Origin of the sequence: Sediminicoccus sp. BL-A-41-H5 (genome assembly GCF_050632405.1) — a bacterium.
Classification (GTDB): Bacteria; Pseudomonadota; Alphaproteobacteria; order Acetobacterales; family Acetobacteraceae; genus Roseococcus.
Map to the genome: position 1 here is coordinate 580,804 of NZ_CP192601.1, position 16,431 is coordinate 597,234.

Annotated in this window: 15 protein-coding genes; 2 read left to right on the forward strand and 13 right to left on the reverse strand. The window is 70.7% G+C overall.

Going from position 1 to position 16,431, the window contains the following annotated elements:
* Positions 1–20: 20 nt before the first annotated feature.
* The 3 genes from ACQ860_RS02935 to ACQ860_RS02945 all read right to left on the reverse strand — a co-directional run bounded on the left by ACQ860_RS02935 (position 21) and on the right by ACQ860_RS02945 (position 2,578).
* Positions 21–692, reverse strand: a complete 672-nt coding sequence (locus tag ACQ860_RS02935; protein ID WP_431301917.1) for a TIGR04282 family arsenosugar biosynthesis glycosyltransferase — start codon at positions 690–692, stop codon at positions 21–23.
* Positions 693–772: 80 nt separating this feature from the next.
* The gene (locus tag ACQ860_RS02940; protein ID WP_431301918.1) at positions 773–2,188 is read right to left on the reverse strand and encodes an amidase; all 1,416 of its coding nucleotides are present in this window, start codon (positions 2,186–2,188) and stop codon (positions 773–775) included.
* A 180-nt stretch (positions 2,189–2,368) separates the two neighbouring features.
* Complete coding sequence (locus ACQ860_RS02945) at positions 2,369–2,578, reverse strand: hypothetical protein (protein ID WP_431301919.1); 210 nt, start codon at positions 2,576–2,578, stop codon at positions 2,369–2,371.
* A gap of 93 nt (positions 2,579–2,671) precedes the next feature.
* Here ACQ860_RS02945 and ACQ860_RS02950 point away from each other — a divergent pair, with 93 nt between their 5' ends.
* Complete coding sequence (locus ACQ860_RS02950) at positions 2,672–3,808, forward strand: mandelate racemase/muconate lactonizing enzyme family protein (RefSeq protein ID WP_431301920.1); 1,137 nt, start codon at positions 2,672–2,674, stop codon at positions 3,806–3,808.
* Between the two features lie 126 nt (positions 3,809–3,934).
* On the opposite strand, the gene ACQ860_RS02955 is transcribed toward ACQ860_RS02950, so the two are convergent.
* From ACQ860_RS02955 to ACQ860_RS02975, 5 genes are all read right to left on the reverse strand, one after another.
* Positions 3,935–5,302, reverse strand: coding sequence for an FAD-dependent oxidoreductase (locus ACQ860_RS02955; RefSeq protein WP_431301921.1), 1,368 nt, complete (start codon positions 5,300–5,302; stop codon positions 3,935–3,937).
* A complete protein-coding gene (locus ACQ860_RS02960) occupies positions 5,299–5,586 on the reverse strand; it encodes a (2Fe-2S)-binding protein (protein WP_431301922.1) in 288 nt (95 codons plus the stop codon). The genes ACQ860_RS02955 and ACQ860_RS02960 overlap by 4 nt, the downstream gene beginning before the upstream one ends.
* Positions 5,587–5,589: 3 nt before the next feature.
* On the reverse strand, positions 5,590–6,198 hold the full coding sequence (locus ACQ860_RS02965) for a DUF882 domain-containing protein (protein ID WP_431301923.1): 609 nt from the start codon (positions 6,196–6,198) through the stop codon (positions 5,590–5,592).
* A gap of 3 nt (positions 6,199–6,201) precedes the next feature.
* Complete coding sequence (locus tag ACQ860_RS02970; RefSeq protein ID WP_431301924.1) at positions 6,202–7,704, reverse strand: L,D-transpeptidase family protein; 1,503 nt, start codon at positions 7,702–7,704, stop codon at positions 6,202–6,204.
* 63 nt (positions 7,705–7,767) lie between these two features.
* A complete protein-coding gene (locus ACQ860_RS02975; protein ID WP_431301925.1) occupies positions 7,768–8,868 on the reverse strand; it encodes an NAD(P)/FAD-dependent oxidoreductase in 1,101 nt (366 codons plus the stop codon).
* Between the two features lie 97 nt (positions 8,869–8,965).
* On the opposite strand from ACQ860_RS02975, the gene ACQ860_RS02980 reads away from it, so the two are divergent.
* Complete coding sequence (locus ACQ860_RS02980) at positions 8,966–10,297, forward strand: aspartate aminotransferase family protein (RefSeq protein ID WP_431301926.1); 1,332 nt, start codon at positions 8,966–8,968, stop codon at positions 10,295–10,297.
* A 6-nt stretch (positions 10,298–10,303) separates the two neighbouring features.
* Here ACQ860_RS02980 and ACQ860_RS02985 read toward each other — a convergent pair whose 3' ends face one another.
* The 5 genes from ACQ860_RS02985 to ACQ860_RS03005 form a co-directional block, all read right to left on the reverse strand.
* A complete protein-coding gene (locus ACQ860_RS02985) occupies positions 10,304–10,483 on the reverse strand; it encodes a hypothetical protein (RefSeq protein WP_431301927.1) in 180 nt (59 codons plus the stop codon).
* Positions 10,484–10,652: 169 nt separating this feature from the next.
* The gene (locus tag ACQ860_RS02990) at positions 10,653–12,650 is read right to left on the reverse strand and encodes a biotin carboxylase N-terminal domain-containing protein (protein WP_431301928.1); all 1,998 of its coding nucleotides are present in this window, start codon (positions 12,648–12,650) and stop codon (positions 10,653–10,655) included.
* 5 nt (positions 12,651–12,655) lie between these two features.
* Positions 12,656–14,248 (reverse strand): carboxyl transferase domain-containing protein, encoded by a 1,593-nt coding sequence (locus ACQ860_RS02995; RefSeq protein ID WP_431301929.1) that lies wholly within the window; start codon positions 14,246–14,248, stop codon positions 12,656–12,658.
* Positions 14,249–14,320: 72 nt separating this feature from the next.
* Entirely contained in the window at positions 14,321–15,493 is a 1,173-nt protein-coding gene (locus tag ACQ860_RS03000; RefSeq protein ID WP_431305718.1) for an isovaleryl-CoA dehydrogenase, read from the reverse strand.
* 127 nt (positions 15,494–15,620) lie between these two features.
* Positions 15,621–16,373 carry a glycerophosphodiester phosphodiesterase gene (locus tag ACQ860_RS03005; RefSeq protein ID WP_431301930.1) on the reverse strand — a complete coding sequence of 251 codons (753 nt, stop codon included), beginning with the start codon at positions 16,371–16,373 and terminating at the stop codon, positions 15,621–15,623.
* Positions 16,374–16,431 lie beyond the last annotated feature (58 nt).

The following is a 16,431-nucleotide window of genomic DNA, read 5'->3' on the forward strand; positions in this document are numbered from 1 at the left end:
CGTTGCGGGTGGGGCGCGCCCTACCCCGCAAGCCGCATCGCCTCGCGCGTCGCACTCGCGCGATAGCCCGGCAGCGGCGAGCCGCCCGGCGGCCGCGCGCCGTCCAGCGTCAGGCGCAGCAGCTCCAGATCCGCCGCCTCATCCACATCATGCCAGGACTGCAGCTCATCGAAGCGCAGGCCCAGCGCGCCGGCGCGCGCGCGCGTCTCGGCCAGCACGGCGGGCGTGGACCAGGCGATCCCTTCCAGCAGCGCCGGTAGCGGCCGCGCGAAGGCGATGGCGCAATACCCGCCATCCAAGGCCGGGATCACCGCCGCATCCGCGCCGTCGCGCAGCGCGGCCAGCAGCAATTCCAGCAGCGCGGGCGGCAGCGTCGGCGCATCGGCGCCCATCAGCAGCGCGCGGCCGGCGCCCTCGGCGAAGAGTTGCTCCACCGCGCGTGCCATCCGCGCGCCGAGATCGCCCTCGCCTTGCGGCGCGAGACGCCAGCCGGGCAGCAGCGCGGCCATCGCCTCGCCTGCATCATCCGGCGTGTGGAAGGCCGTCAGCGCCGCATGCTCGCGCGTCGCGAGCTGCCGCGCGATGCCGGCGCTGTCCAGCAGGAAGGCGCGGGCCAGTTCGGCGGCACGCTCGGCGCCCAGCACGGCAGCGAGTCGCGTCTTGCTCAGCCCCGCCACCGGGGGCTTGCACATGAAGCCGATGGCCAGCTTTGCCGGGCCACCCGGCCGATTCAGACCTGCGGGCTCCGCCCTCCGGTCATCGGACGGGGCGCTCACGGGAAGGGGTTGCGCTTGTGCCAATCCGTCTCGCGCTGGAAGGCATCCGCGATCCTGAGCAGCCGCGCCTCGCCGAAGGGGCGCGTTGCGATCTGCAGCCCCACCGGCAGGCCGCGGTCATCGAAGCCGGCCGGCACGCTGATCGTTGGCAGGCCCAGATAGTTGAAGGGGCGCGTATTGGCCGAAAGCCCCATGAAGCGCGCCCAGTTCTCGGGGTCGGCATCAATGTCCGTCTCCGCGCGCGTCGGCACGCGGGTGCGCAACGTGGGCGTCAGCACCGCGTCGAAGCCCTCCAGCGCCTCCGCGCAGAAAGCGCGCAGCAGCGGCCCGCGGCGCGAGAGCGCCTCCAGATAGGCCGTGCCCGGGATGGCATAGCCGCCATAGATGCGTGCCGAGAGATGCGTGGCGTAGTCGCCAGGGCATTCCCGCATCCAGTTCTGGTGGATCGTGGCCCCCTCCACGCGCGAGACGACGGCGGTGTAGGTGACGATCCCGTGCATCGAGGCCGGGCTGATCATCTCCGTCCGCACGCCGCGCGCCTGAAGCACGCGGATCGCGGCTTCGAAGGCCGCCGCCACGGGCTCCTCGATGCCGTCCAGGAACCACGGCTCGATCACCGCCATGCGCATCCCGCGCAGATCGCCCGTCAGCGCCGCCTCGTAATCCGGCACCGGCTCGCGCGCGCTGGTCGGGTCGCCCTCGCAACGCCCGGCAATCACGCTGAGGAAGCGCGCCGCATCCCGCGCCGTGCGGCAGAGCGGCCCCACATTGTCGGCGGAAAACGAGAGCGGCATCACCCCCGTGCGCGGCACCCGCGTCTGCGTGGGCTTGAGGCCGGTGACGCCGCACATCGCCGCCGGCAGCCGGATCGAGCCGCCCGTGTCGGACCCGAGGGCCGCCGTCACGAAGCGCGCCGCCACCGCCGCGCCTGAGCCGGAGGAGGAGCCGCCCGTGCAATGCGCGGCGTTCCAGGGGTTCATCACATCGCCGAAATGCGCGTTGTGGCCCGTCGGGTTCTGCGCGAATTCGGCCATGTTCAGCGTGCCGCCATCAATGGCGCCCGCCGCATCCAGGCGCTTCAGGACCGTCGCCGTCACCGGCGGCACGAAGTCGCGCCGGATCCGGCTGCCGCAGGTGCTGACCTTGCCCGCGCGGTAATACATGTCCTTGTGGAGCATGGGCACGCCGGCGAGCGGCCCCAGCTTCTGCCCTGCCGCCCGCGCCTTGTCCGCCGCATGGGCGGCCAGCAGCGCCTCCTCCCGGTCGAGGCGGATCAGGCTGTTCACCTTCGCCTCATGCTGGCCGAGGCGATGCAGCATCGCCTCCACCAGCGCGCGGGCCGTGACCTCGCCGCGGGCGAAGGCGTCGGCGGCCTCGGTCATGGAGAGTTCGGAGAGGACGTCAGGGCTCATCGCGGCACCATCTGGGTTTCGGACAAATGCCGGGGCGCGGCCTGGCCGCAATTCCCTGGCGTGTCAGGGCGGAGCCCGGACCATTGCGGCGGGCGAAGGATGCGGGAAATGGGAGAGGTCGGGTGCGGCGCCATGTCTAGGAATATAGACCTTAAACCCACCCTAAGGCAAGGAAAACTGTCACGCCTCCGGGTCCCGGCAGTCGCGCAGCGCTGCCTCGAACCCCGCGGGCTCCTCCTCGAACGCCATCTCGCCCCGCAGCTTCTCGAGGTCCGCGATCAGCGCCTCGAAATCCGCGAGCCCATGCCGGGCCGCCGCATTGGGCACGGCGATGCCCTGCCAGCGCTGGATCGCATCCATGGTCGGCAGGACGAGCTTCGGTTCAGCCATCATCGCACTCCGTTGAAGCGCCAGGATACTGGCCCGCTTGCCAGCCCCCGCGCAAGGCGACACCCTCCCCGCCAAACACGGAGGAACGCCCCCATGAAGATCGTGGACATCAAGGCCTATCCCACCAGCTTCGCCCTGCCCCCGGGCGGCCCGCGCCTGGGCATCGGCCAGGCCGTGAAGCGCGACGCCGTCATGGTGAAGGTGACGACCGAGGACGGCATCGTGGGCTGGGGCGAGTCCCATCACGGCCGGGCGCATACCGCCGTGGCCCGCCTCATCGAGACCACGCTGAAAACCCTCATCATGGGCATGGACGCCAGCGACGTGGTCGGCATCTGGGCGAAGATCTACCAGTACCAGCTCGCCTCCCACGGGATGGGCGCCGGCACCTCGCTCGCCATGAGCGGCATCGACATGGCGCTGTGGGACATCCGCGGGAAGGCCGCGGGCTGGCCGCTCTACAAGCTGCTGGGCGGCCGCTCCAAGCCCGTGCGCGCCTATGCCGGCGGCGTGGCGCTGGGCTACCAGCCGCCCGCGCAGCTCATTGACGAGGCCGCCCCCCATATGGAGGCCGGCTACAAGGCGCTGAAGCTCCGCGTGGGCGACAACCCGCGCGCCGATATCGAGCGCATGCAGGCCGTCCGCAACGCCTTCGGCGACGACATCGACATCCTGACCGACGCCAATATCGGCTACACCATCGAAGACGTCCGCCGCGTCATGCCCGTGATGGATGAGCTGAACATCGGCTGGCTGGAAGAGCCCTTCCCCGCGCATGACCACGCCAGCTACAAGCAGGCCGCCGGCTATGGCCGCACGCCGCTCGCCGCCGGCGAGAACCACTTCACGCGCTACGAATTCTCCCGCGTGCTGGAAGACGGCGTGATCCGCATCTGGCAGGGCGACCTCTCCAAGGCCGGCGGCGTGACGGAGTGCATGCGCATCGCCGCCATGGGCTCGGCCTTCAAGATCCCGTTCCACCCGCATTCCTCGATGACGGGGATCAACCAGGCGGCGTCCATCCACCTGCTCTGCGCCATTGATAACCCGGGCTATTTCGAAGCCGACATCAGCCGCGCCAACAAGTTCCGCGACGAACTCTGCAGCCTGCCCTGGCGCATCCACCCGGATGGGACGGTGCGGCCGAACGAGGCGCCGGGGATTGGTGTGGAGGTGAATGAGGAGTTTTTGATCAAGCACCCGGCGATTGAAGGGCCGGGCTACGTTTGAGGGGTGAACCGAGGGGCTCTGCCCCTCGACCCCGGAAGGGGGCACGGCCCCCTTCACCCCATCATGTCCGCGAAGGTGCAGGAAACTGAGTTTCCTGCCGGGGTCCAGGGGCAGAGCCCCTGGGTGTCACCCCTCCGCCAGCGCCGCGATTTCCCCCACCGTCACAGGCTTCGTCGGGAACCTTGTCCGCAGCGGCTCCAGGCTCTCAGGCGCCACGCCGCGCGCCTCGGCCATCAGCGCATGCACGGCCGGGCCGCAGACCCGCCCCTGGCACGGCCCCATCCCCGCGCGCAGAAACGCCTTGATCTGGTTCGGCCCTTGCGCCCCCAGGCGCACCGCGGCGCGCACCCGCCCGGCAGTGATTTCCTCGCAGCGGCAGACCACCGTGTCATCGGCCACGCGGGCCATCGGCAGCGGCGGGTAGAGCGCGTCCAGCAGCCCGCGCGGGGCGAGTTCCGCGCTGCGCCGGTGCAGCAGCGGGCCGGCGAGGGCGTCGCGCTGTTCCACCGTAATCCGGCCAAGCCACCGGGCGGCTTCCAGCGCGGCGATCCGGCCCGAGAGCGCCGCCGCCCGCGCCCCGCCGATGCCCCCGCCATCGCCCGCCACCAGCAGCCCGTCCAGGCTGGTATTGCCCCATGCGTCGAGCACGGGGCGGAAACACATCTGCGCGGAATCCCACTCATGGGCGCAGCCGGGCAGCGCGCGCGTCACCTGGGTATTGGGCACCACACCATCATGCAGCAGGAGAAGATCGGCCTCCATCTCCTTGCCATCAATGGAGATTCCCGTGAGCCGCTCCCGCCCCAGCGCCGCCACCTCGCGCGCCCTGATCACCGGGATGCCGGCGCGGCGGAGGCGCCGCATCCAGTCCAGCCCCTTCAGCAGATAGCCCGGCGCGCGCAGCGCCAGCGGCAGATGCGGCAGCGCCCGCCAGGGGATTCCGGCCGGCGAGAGGTCCACGATCCCCGCCGGCCGCACGCCCTTGTCCAGCAGTTGCGCCGCATAGAGCCAGAGCAGCGGCCCCTGCCCCGCCAGCCAGGTCTTGCCCTCCGGCAGCAGCCCGGCCGTCTTCATCAGGATCTGCGCGGCCCCCACACCCATCACGCCGGGCAGCGTCCACCCCGGAATGGGCATGGGCCGTTCCGTGGCGCCCGGGCAGAGCAGCAGCACCGAGGCCAGCGCCTGTTGGGCCTGCCCGCCCTCGGACCAGCTGACGACGCCATCCTCCTGGATCGCCCAGAGCGTGGCGCCATAGCGCGCCTCGGTGCCGGAGGCGGCGGCGGCCTCGATCAGCGCCAGCCCCTCGGCCGCCTGGTCCGCGCCCGGGGCGCCCGGTTCGGGCCGGTAGAAGCCGCCCACCGCGCGATGCACCTGCCCGCCCGGCGCCGGGTTCTCATCCAGCAGAAGGGCGGTGATGCCCTGGCGCGCGGCCTCCGCGGCGGCGGCCAGCCCGGCCGGGCCTGCGCCCAGGATGAGGAGCGGAACCTCCCTCACGCCCCCGTCTCCCGCGCGCCGGCCTGCGTGCGCGCCGAAAGCCCGGGGGTGACGATCACGAGGCAGGCCTGCCGGTTCTGCACACCCTCCACCTCCACCAGGCAGTCGAAGCAGGCCCCCATCAGGCAGAGCGGCCCCCGCGGCGCGCCCGAGACGGCGGTGTCGCGGAACTGCGCGATGCCGGCGGCGAGCAAGGCGGCGGCCAGCGATTCACCCGCCCGCGCGGGCAGCGCCGCCCCGTTCCAGCTGATCTCGCAATCGGTCGGGCCGCTGCGTCGGAACATCGGCTACCAGCGCCGCGCCGGGCCGCAATCCAGGTGGACGAAGCCGTCACGCCGGTAGAGGCCGACGCCGCCCGTCTGCATGTCCGCCGCCACGCGCGCGATGCCGAGCGAATTGCGCCCCGGCAGCCGCGAATCGCAGGCCATCCCCGACATGTGCAGCGAGGCGCGGCTGACGCGGCGCGAGGACCGCGCGCGGGCCGCATTGGTCTCGGGCGCGCGATAGCCGCTGATGACTTCCCAGGTGTCGGTGGAATCCAGCGCGCGCTGCACCGTCACCAGCACGTCGAACAGGCGGGGGTCCATGGGCGTCGCCTCATCCATGCCCGGGTCGCGCAGGACGAGGTCGAGGCGCTGCAAGGCCTCGCGGTCATAGCGGCCGTCGCGCCAATAGACGCCCTGGAAGCTCTCACCCGTCTGGGCGCGCCGGATGGAGATGGCGCGCGTGCCGGAATTGCCCAGGCGCTGCGCGACGGCTTCCTCCGGCATGGCGGCGAAGCCGAGGCCGATGGCGGCGCCGAGCAGCCCGCGCCGGGTCAGGCCCCCGGTGTCCTTGGGGCAGTCGAGGGAATCACCCGCCGCACAGGCCGGGCAGGCATGCTGAAACAGGCGCATGGCTCAGCCCTGCGCCGCCGCCATCGGAATGCCCGGCGGGCGGTTGCGGGCTTCCATGGCCCGCGCATAAGCCTCGTCCAGGCCGTAGATATCCTGTCGGACTCGCAACTCGCTGCCCTCCACGGTGACGGTTGAATAGAACAGGCGAACCGGCGGCTGGCGCCGCAGCGGGATGGTGTGAGTGTTGCGCGTTGCGAGCACGCGGTCCACCCGCTCGCGGTCCCAGCCGGGCGTGCCCTCCAGCGCCGCCATCAGGAAATCCATCGGGCGCTCCAGCCGGATGCAGCCCGAGGATTGCGCGCGATCCGCCCGGCGGAAGTAGTGCCGGTCGGGCGTGTCGTGCATGTAGATGTCGTCATTGTTCGGCATGTTGAACTTGATGCGGCCGAGCGCGTTCAGGTCGCCCGCATCCTGCCGGATGATGAAGGGGAAGCGGTCCGGGTTGATGGCGCGCCAATCCACCGTGGTCGGGTCGATCTCGACCACCTGGCCATCCACGCGGCCGAAGATGCGGAAGCCCCGCTGCTGCAGCGCCGCCGGGTCGCGACGCAGGCGCGGCAGCAGGTCCTCGCGCGCATTGCGCAGCGGCACGCCCCAGGAGGGGTTGAACTGCACCGAAGTCATGCGCGTCGTGATCATGGGCGTGGCGCGCGCGGGGCGTCCCACCACCACCAGCATGTCCATGATGGTGCGCCCCTCCTCCAGGATGCGGAGGCGGTAGTCGGGGATGTTCACGTCAATCCGCCGCTCGGCGGAGAGGGCGGGCTGGGCGCGGCGCATGTCGATCGCGACGCGGAGCTGGCTCACCGTCGCCATGGGCGAGCGGTTGAGCGCGGCCTGCGTCGCGCCGCCGATGCGGGCATCGGGCTCGGTGCCCACCGCCGTCTGGAAGCGGCGGACGGCGGCCTGCAGGCGCTCGTCATAGGTGCCGCCGCTGCCGGGGTTGGCGGCGAGCTGCGGGTCGGTCAGCACCAGGCGGGCGCGGAGCGCCGCCACGCGGCTCTCGTCGAAGGCGCCGGGCTCGAGTGTCCGGCCGCCCACGGGGAAGCCGGGCCAGCTCCCCGTGGCGCGGGCGCGCGCCGCGGCCAGGGCGGGCTTGAGCATCGCCATGTCGGGCGTGGCATTGGAAGCGAGGTCGATCACCTCGGCGGGTTCGGCCGCTTCGGCGATGCGTTGGACCCAGAGGTTCAGCGTGGCCGGGTTGGCGTCGCGCCGGAGGTCCACGCGGCCGGGCAGGCTGGCCACGCGCCCCTGGACGATGTCGGTGACCGCGCCGGCGGCCGCGCGGGTGACGGCGGCGGGGTCGTCCTGGTTGCCCGGGTTCAGCCCGTACCAGCGCGGGTCGAGCCCATCCTCCTCCAACCGCATGAGCCGAACCGAAAGGCGCTGCATCGCCTCGGGCGAGGCCACCATGGTGCGGGCGGCGGCGCCGGCGGTCTGCGCGCGTGCGGTGCCGGACGCGACGACGAGCGCCGACAGCCCGGCCAGGAAATCTCTGCGGTCCATCCGCGCTGTCTACACGGAACGGAGCGCGACCGCAAAGCGCGAAGATCGCGCCAAGGCCGTGACCTAGCTTGCGAAACGCCGCGCCGAGAAGAGCTCCATCCCCGGCTCCAGCGCGCCCTTCGCCACCATCGGCGCGAACAGGCGGGCATGGGCGGCGGCGAGTGTCACGCCCGAATGGCAATTGGCCGTGAAGGCGCCAGGGAATTCCTCGCTTTCATCGTAGATCGGCAGGCCATCCGGGGCCATGACGCGAAGCGCGGACCAGGCGCGGACGATGTTCAGCCGCGCGATCCAGGGGAAGGACCAGGCGGCGCGCTGGGCGATCATCGCCATCACATCCTGCGTCTGGTGCAGGTCGAACCCGACCTCCTCCTGGCTGTCGCCGAGCAGGAGGGTGCCGTCATCCGTCTGGCGAATCGAGGTGGTGGGGATGGGAAGCACCTCCCGCGTGCGCTCCGTCACCAGCACCTGGCCACGCTGCGGGCGGACCGGGGCGTCGAGGCCGAAGAGCGGCGCGAGCTTGGCATTGCCGAGCCCGGCCGCCAGCACGATGCAGGGCGCTGCGAAGTCGCCCGCGGGCGTGCTCACGCGGAAGTCGCGCGGCGCGGCGCTGGCGCCGGTGACGCCTGCCTCCGGCACATAGCGCCCGCCGGCCGCCTTCAATGCCCGGTGCAGCGCATGCAGCAGGTTCAACGGGTTGGCATGGCCGTCATAGGGCGTCCAGGAGGCGCCGACGACGCGCTCGCCGAGGCCCGGCAGCATGTCCCGCACCTCCTTCGCGTCGAGCATGCGGTAGTCATAGGCATAGTTTCCGGCCTCGGCCTTCATCCGCGCCATGCGGTTGGCGCGGTCCTCGAATTCCTTCTCGCTCAGGCAGAGATGTACGCCGCCCGGCTGGCGCAGCCCGCAATCCATGCCGGTCTTCGCCGAAAGCTCGGCGGCCAGCCCCTCCCAGGCCTCGGCCGAGGCGCGGGTCCAGCGCTGGTAATGCGGTGCGCCCAGCCCCTTGGACTGCACCCAGACCAGCCCGAAATTCCCCCGGCTCGCGCGGAAGGCGAGGTCCCCCTCATCCAGCAGCACGGTGGAGAGCCCCTCGCGCTGCAAGCCCCAGGCGATGGCCGTTCCCACCAGCCCGCCGCCCACCACGATCGCATCCACCAGCATGCCGCATGCCCCTCGCCGAGATCGCGATGGAGCACGCGCCCGCACCCGCCGGCAAGTCCCGATTGACGCGGCGCGGAGTCCTGCGGGAGGCTGCCCCATGCCCCCGCTCGACGCCCCCCCGCCCCGCAATGCCGACCTGGAGAGCGCGCTGCTCGAAGCCCGCGCCACCTATGCCGCGGCGCGCCCGCAAAGTGCCGCGCTGCACGAGGCGGCACGCCGCGTCATGCCCGGCGGCAACACGCGCACCGTGCTCTTCTGGTCGCCCTTCCCCATCAGCATGACGCGCGGCGAAGGGGCGCGCCTCTGGGACGCGGACGGCCGCGCCTATACGGACCTGCTCGGCGAATACACCGCCGGCCTCTTCGGTCATAGCGAGCGCCGCATCCTGGACGCGGCCCGAGCGGCCATGGACACCGGCATCAACCTGGCCGGCGCGGGGGCGAACGAAATCCGCTTCGCCGAGCTGGTCTGCGCCCGCTTGCCCTCGATCGAGCGCGTGCGCTTCACCAATTCCGGCACCGAGGCCAACATCATGGCCCTCTCCGCCGCCCGCGCCTTCACCGGCCGCGCCGAGATCATGGTGGCCAAGGGGGGCTATCATGGCGGCGTCATGACCTTCGCCAGCGGCCAGAGCCCCGTGAACCTGCCGGTGCCCACGCGCTTCATGACCTACAATGACGTGGACGGCACGGTGGCCGCCATCCGCGAGGCGGGTGACAAGCTGGCCGCGGTCCTGGTCGAGCCCATGCTGGGCTCGGGCGGCTGCATTCCCGCCACGCGCGAATTCCTGGCCGCCCTGCGCGCCGCCTGCACCGAGACCGGGGCGGTCCTCATCTTCGACGAGGTGATGACCAGCCGCCACAGCGAGGGCGGGCTGCAGCAGCGCCACAACGTGATCCCGGACATGACGACGCTCGGCAAATACATCGCGGGGGGCATGAATGTCGGCGCCTTCGGCGGCCGCGCCGCGATCATGGATGTGTTCGACGCGCATCGCCCCGGCGCCCTGCCCCATGCCGGCACCTTCAACAACAATGTCTGGTCCATGGCCGCCGGCTGCGTCGCCCTGGGCGAGCTGTTCCGCGGCGAGGTGGTGGAGGCGCTGTTCCAGCGCGGCGAAAAGCTCCGGGCCGACCTCAACGCCCTCTGCGCCGAGGCGGGGGTCGCCATGCAGTTCACCGGCGCGGGCAGCATGATGACGGCGCATTTCCGCGCCGGCGCCATCAACACGCCCTATGCCGCCACCCCGGAGGAGGAGCAGGCCCGCGAATTGTTCTTCCTGGACATGCTGGAGGCCGGCTTCTACCTGGCCCGCCGCGGGATGGTGGCGCTCAGCCTGCCGCTGGCGCCCACCGATCTCGGCGGCTTCGTCGCCGCCTTCCGCGAATTCCTGAACCTGCGCGGCCCCTTGCTCGGCCGCGCGGGCTGAACGCCGTCAGGCGATGATGTAGCCGATCACCACGATCGTCCCGATCAGCAGGCCGAGCGCGCGGGCCAGGGCCCAGAACTCACCCTTGACCGGGCCTTCCTCTTCCTTCGAGAGACTGATCACATTCACCGGCGGGCGGCGCGGTACAGCCGCGACGGCCGGAGCTTCCTGCTCAGACACCATCATCACAATCCCCTTTTCCCACGGACGGGACCGCTTGACCGCTCATCCGGCGATCATTGCAGGCCCATCCGACCCGGCGGGCATGTTATGCCGCCTGAAAAACATGCAATAGCGACCAGGGGATGAATCGCAGCCTCAGCATGGGTCCTTATGGTTGTATTTTTCCGAAAAGTCACAGAGTTTGCGGAGTTTCCCCCATGGCAAGGCTCAGAATTTCGACACCTTCCTCGATGTTTTCACCCTCGGCGCAGCCGAGATGCGCCACCACACCATCCCGTGGGGCGGTGACCTTGATCTCGGTCTTCATCGCCTCCAGCACGGCCAGCAATTGCCCCTTGGCCACCGCATCGCCCACGCCGACCAGCAGCTTCACCACCCGGCCCGGAATGGGCGCTGAGAGGCGGCTCTCCCCCGCCGCATCCTCGCTGGCGGGCGCATAGGGGTCACGCCGGTAAAGGCGCCAGCTTTCGCCGGCCATGCGGATGGTGCAGCCATCGGCTTCATCGAGATGGCTGAAGGCCTCCGACGCATCGCCCTCCAGCAGGGCCAGCGCCTCACCCTTGCCGCCGATCGCGACGGCGCGCGGCGCGCCCTCCCCGATGGCGACACGAAAGCCGCGTCCCTGCCAGGCGAGGGTGACGCGGCGAGGGGCCACGCCGTCATCCCAGAGCTGGACGATCTCCGCCTCGCCCTGCAAGCGCCAGCCCCGCGCGCTGGCCCAGGGGGAACAAGGCCGGACGCCCTCCCCCATGCCGTGCCCAGCCCGCGCCAATCCGCCCGCGGCGGCGGCGATCAGCACGCGCTCCGGCGCGGCCTCGGGCGGCGCGAGCAGCCCCTCGGCGTGGCGGGCGATGAAGCCCGTGTCCAGCTCCGCCGCGCGCAGGGCCGGGTGCCGGACGAGGCGACGCAGAAATCGCCCATTATTGCCGAGGCCCTCGATCTCCAGCCGGGCCAGCCCCTCGGCCAGGCGGGTCAGCGCGGCGGCGCGATCCGGCCCCCAGGCGATGAGTTTCGCCAGCATGGGATCATAGAAGGTGGTGACGCTGTCGCCCGCCTCGAAGCCCGCGTCGAAGCGCTGGTCCAGGCCGGGCGGATTTAGCCCGAACTTGAGCAGGCGGCCGGCGGCGGGGCGGAAATCCTGCTCCGGCTCCTCGGCATAGATGCGCACCTCGACGGCGTGGCCTTGCGCGGGGGGCGGCCAATGCGCGGGCAGCGCCTCACCGGCGGCCACGCGGAGCTGCCACTCCACCAGGTCGAGCCCCGTCGCCATCTCCGTCACCGGATGCTCCACCTGGAGGCGGGTGTTCATCTCCAGGAAATAGGCGTGCTCGCCCTCGACGACGAATTCCACCGTGCCGGCATTGGTGTAGCCCACGGCGCGCGCCGCATTCTCGGCCGCCTCGTGCAGTTGGGCGCGCAGGCGGTCGGAAAGGTCGGGCGCCGGCGCCTCCTCCAGCACCTTCTGGTGGCGGCGCTGGACCGAGCAGTCGCGCGTGTGCAGGTGGGTCACCCGGCCATGGCCGTCGCCGAAGACCTGCACCTCCACATGGCGCGGGCGCTGGAGGTATTTCTCGATCAGCACGCGGTCATCGCCGAAGGCAGCCAGCGCCTCGCGCCGGGCGCCAGCCAGTTCGGCAGCGAAGTCCTCGGGCGCGTAGACGGGGCGCATGCCCTTGCCGCCACCGCCCGCACTCGCCTTGATCAGCACGGGGAAGCCGATGCGCTCCGCCTCGGCCGCGAGTGTCGCCTCATCCTGCGCCTCGCCATGATAGCCGGGCACGGTCGGCACGCCGGCCGCCACCATCAGGCGCTTGCTTTCGGCCTTGCTGCCCATGGCGCGAATGGCGGATGCCGGCGGGCCGATGAAGGCGACGCCGGCGGCGGCGCAGGCTTCCGCGAAACCGGCGTTCTCGGAGAGGAAGCCATAGCCGGGATGGATCGCCTGCGCGCCGCTGCGCCGCGCGACCTCCAGGATGACCTCGCCGCGCAGATAGGATTGCGCGGCTGGCGCCGGGCCGATCGCATAGGCCTCATCCGCGTCGCGCACATGCAGGGCCTTGGCATCGGCCTCGCTGAACACCGCCACGGTGGCGATGCCCATCCGCCGCGCCGTGCGGATGATGCGAACGGCGATCTCGCCGCGATTGGCGATGAGGATCTTGCTGAACATCACCATCACATCCGGAACAGGCCGAATTTCGTGGCCGGGATCGGCGCATGCAGCGCCGCGTTGAAGGCGAGGCCCAGCACATCCCGCGTCATGGCGGGCGCGATGATGCCGTCATCCCAGAGGCGCGCCGTCGCGTAGTAGGGGTCCCCTTCCCGCTCGTATTTCTCGCGGATCGGCGCCTTGAAGGCGTCCTCCTCCTCGGCGCTCCAGGCCTTGCCGGCGGCTTCCAGATTGTCCCGCCGCAGCGTGGCCAGCACGCTCGCCGCCTGCTCGCCGCCCATCACGGAAATCCGCGCGTTGGGCCAGGCGAAGAGGAAGCGCGGGCTGTAGGCGCGGCCGCACATGCCGTAATTCCCCGCGCCGAAGCTGCCGCCGATGATGACCGTGATCTTGGGCACCTGCGCGGTGGCGACCGCCGTCACCAGCTTGGCACCATCCTTCGCGATGCCGCCCGTCTCGTATTTGCGGCCCACCATGAAGCCCGAGATGTTCTGCAGAAACAGCAGCGGGACGTTCCGCTGGCAGCACAGCTCGATGAAATGCGCGCCCTTCTGCGCGCTCTCGCTGAACAGGATGCCGTTATTGGCGATGATGCCGACCGGCATGCCCCAGATGCGCGCGAAGCCCGTGACCAGCGTGGTGCCGTAGCGCGGCTTGAACTCATCGAGTTCGGACCCGTCCACGATGCGCGCGATCACGTCGCGCACGTCATAGGGCTGGCGGACATCGCGGGGGATGATTCCGTTCAGCTCCTCCGGCGCGTAGGCGGGTGCCACGGGCGCATACGGTGGCGCGGGGGGCGCCTTGGCGTTGAGGTTGGAGACGATGCGCCGCACCAGCCCCAGCGCGTGCATGTCATCCATGGCCAGGTGATCCGCCACGCCGGAGAGGCGCGTGTGCACATCGCCGCCGCCGAGATCCTCGGCGCTCACCACCTCGCCGGTCGCCGCCTTCACCAGCGGCGGGCCGCCCAGGAAGATGGTGCCCTGGTTGCGGACGATGACCGCCTCGTCGCACATCGCCGGCACATAGGCGCCGCCGGCGGTGCAACTGCCCATCACCGCCGCGATCTGCGGGATGCCGGCAGCCGACATGTTCGCCTGGTTGAAGAAGATGCGGCCGAAATGCTCGCGGTCCGGGAAGATCTCGTCCTGGTTCGGCAGGTTGGCCCCGCCGCTGTCCACCAGATAGAGGCAGGGCAGGTTGTTCTGCGCCGCCACTTCCTGCGCGCGCAGATGCTTCTTCACGGTCAGCGGATAATAGCTGCCGCCCTTCACCGTCGCGTCATTGGCAACGATCACGCAGGCGCGGCCCGAGACGGTGCCGATGCCGGTGATGACGCCGCCCCCTGGCACCTCGCCGCCATACATCCCGTTCGCGGCCAGCGGCGAGAGCTCCAGGAAGGGCGCGCCGGGGTCGAGCAGCCGCTCGACACGCTGGCGCGGCAAGAGCTTGCCGCGGGCGGTGTGCTTGGCGCGCGCGGCCTCACTGCCGCCCAGCGCGGCTTCGGCCGTGCGGGCGGCGAGCTGATCGAGCAGCGCCTGCATGGCGGCGGCGTTGGCGCGGAATTCCTCGCTGCGGGGGTTGATGCTGGTCATCTTGAGGGGCTCCGCCCCTCAAGCGCCCCGGCAGGAAACCCGGTTTCCTGCAGCTTCGGATTCATGTGGGTCTCACGCCGTTTCACGGAACAACTCCCGGCCGATCAGCAGGCGGCGGATCTCACTGGTCCCCGCGCCGATCTCATAGAGCTTCGCATCGCGCAGCAGCCGGCCCGTCGGATACTCGTTGATGTAGCCATTGCCGCCCAGGATCTGGATGGCGTCCAGCGCGGCCCGCGTCGCCTCCTCGGCGGCAAACAGGATCGCACCCGCTGCATCCTTGCGCGTCGTCTTGCCCGCATCGCAGGCGCGCGCCACCGCATAGACATAGGCGCGCGCCGCGTTGAAGCGCGTGTACATGTCCGCGACCTTGCCCTGGATGAACTGGAACTCGCCGATCGCCTGGCCGAACTGCTTGCGCTCATGGATGTAGGGCACCACGACATCGAGACAGGCCTGCATGATGCCCAAGGGCCCCGCGGCCAGCACCGCGCGTTCGTAGTCCAGGCCCGACATCAGCACGCGCACGCCGCCATTCACGGCGCCCAGGACATTCTCCTCCGGCACCTCGCAATCCTCGAAGACGAGCTCCGAGGTGGGCGAGCCGCGCATGCCGAGCTTGTCGAGCTTCTGCGCCGGCGTGAAACCCTTCATGCCGCGCTCGACGATGAAGGCGGTGATCCCCTTCGGCCCCGCTTCCGGATCGGTCTTGGCATAGACGATCAGCGTCTCGGCATAATGCGCGTTGGTGATCCACATCTTCGTGCCGTTCAGCACGTAGCGGTCGCCGCGCTTCTCGGCCCTGAGCTTCATGGACACCACGTCCGAGCCCGCCCCCGGCTCGCTCATCGCAAGCCCGCCCAGATGCTCCCCGCTGATGAGCTTGGGCAGGTATTTCGCCTTCTGCGCCGCATTGCCGTTGCGGGCGAGCTGGTTCACGCAAAGGTTGGAATGCGCGCCATAGCTGAGGCCCACGCTGGCGGAAGCGCGGCTGACTTCCTCGACGGCGACGCAATGCGCGAGGTAGCCCATGCCCGCCCCGCCATGCTCCTCATCCACCGTGATCCCGTGCAGGCCGAGCGCCCCCATCTCCGGCCAGAGGAAGCGCGGGAATTCGTCGGTGCGGTCGATCTCGGCCGCGATGGGCGCCACGCGGTCCGTCGCGAAGCCGCGCACGCTGTCGCGCAGCGCGTCGATCTCCTCGCCGAGACCGAAATCCAGACTGGGGATGTTCGTGTTGGGGATCACCTGGCTGCTTCCTCGCCCGCGGGCTCGTTGTTCTGGTGGCCCCCCATCATCCCCCAGAGCGACGCGCCGCGGCAAGCCGGCACTTCATTCGCCGGCACCCACGCCCACCGCCTGCCGCGGCCGGTCAGCGCAACGGCGTGGCGTCGCGCCGCAACTCGATCGCCAGCGGTGGGTCATCGGTGGCCAGGACATCCACCCCAAGCAGGAGCGCGCGGTGAATCGTCTCGCCGTGATTGGCGCCCCAGACGGAAAGCCGCAGCCCCTCCGCCCGCAGCGCATCGCGCAGCGACTTGCTGGCGCCCTTCACATGCACGCCGATCTCGGTCGCGCCCAGCGCCTGGCATTCGCGCACCAGATCGGCCACCGGGGTGCCGTGCAGCGTCGGGCCATCCACGAGCCAGACCACTTGCTCGAACCCGCCGATGGCGGAGGCTTCCGCCACCGAAGGGCGCTCGAAGCTCATCATGATGGTGCGGGGCTTGAGGCCCAGGCTGTCCAGCAGCCGGCCGCAGCGCGCGACGAGGCCCGGATAGGGGCGCTTCTCCGGGTCGGCCTTCACCTCGAGGCGCAGGCGCTGCGCCGAGGGGCCGATCAGGGCCGCGACCTCGCTCAGATGCGGCAGGCATTCGCCGCCCGTCCCCTTCACGCGCAGCCGTTGCAGCTCCGCCCAGGAAAGTCCCGCGACGGGGCCCGAGCCATCGGTCGTGCGGTCCAGCGTGGCGTCATGGATGACGACGGGCTCGCCTTCCGCGCTCGCATGCACATCGAATTCGATCTGTTCGGCGGGCCAGGTGAGTGCCTTGCGAAAGGCAAGCAGGCTGTTCTCAGGCCAAAGGAAGGCGCCCCCCCTGTGGCTCGCGATCTCGGTGCGGTCCATGGCGAACCTCTTCCAAGATGGCAGGAAAACGTCAAGCGGGGCTGACAGCCAAAATTAG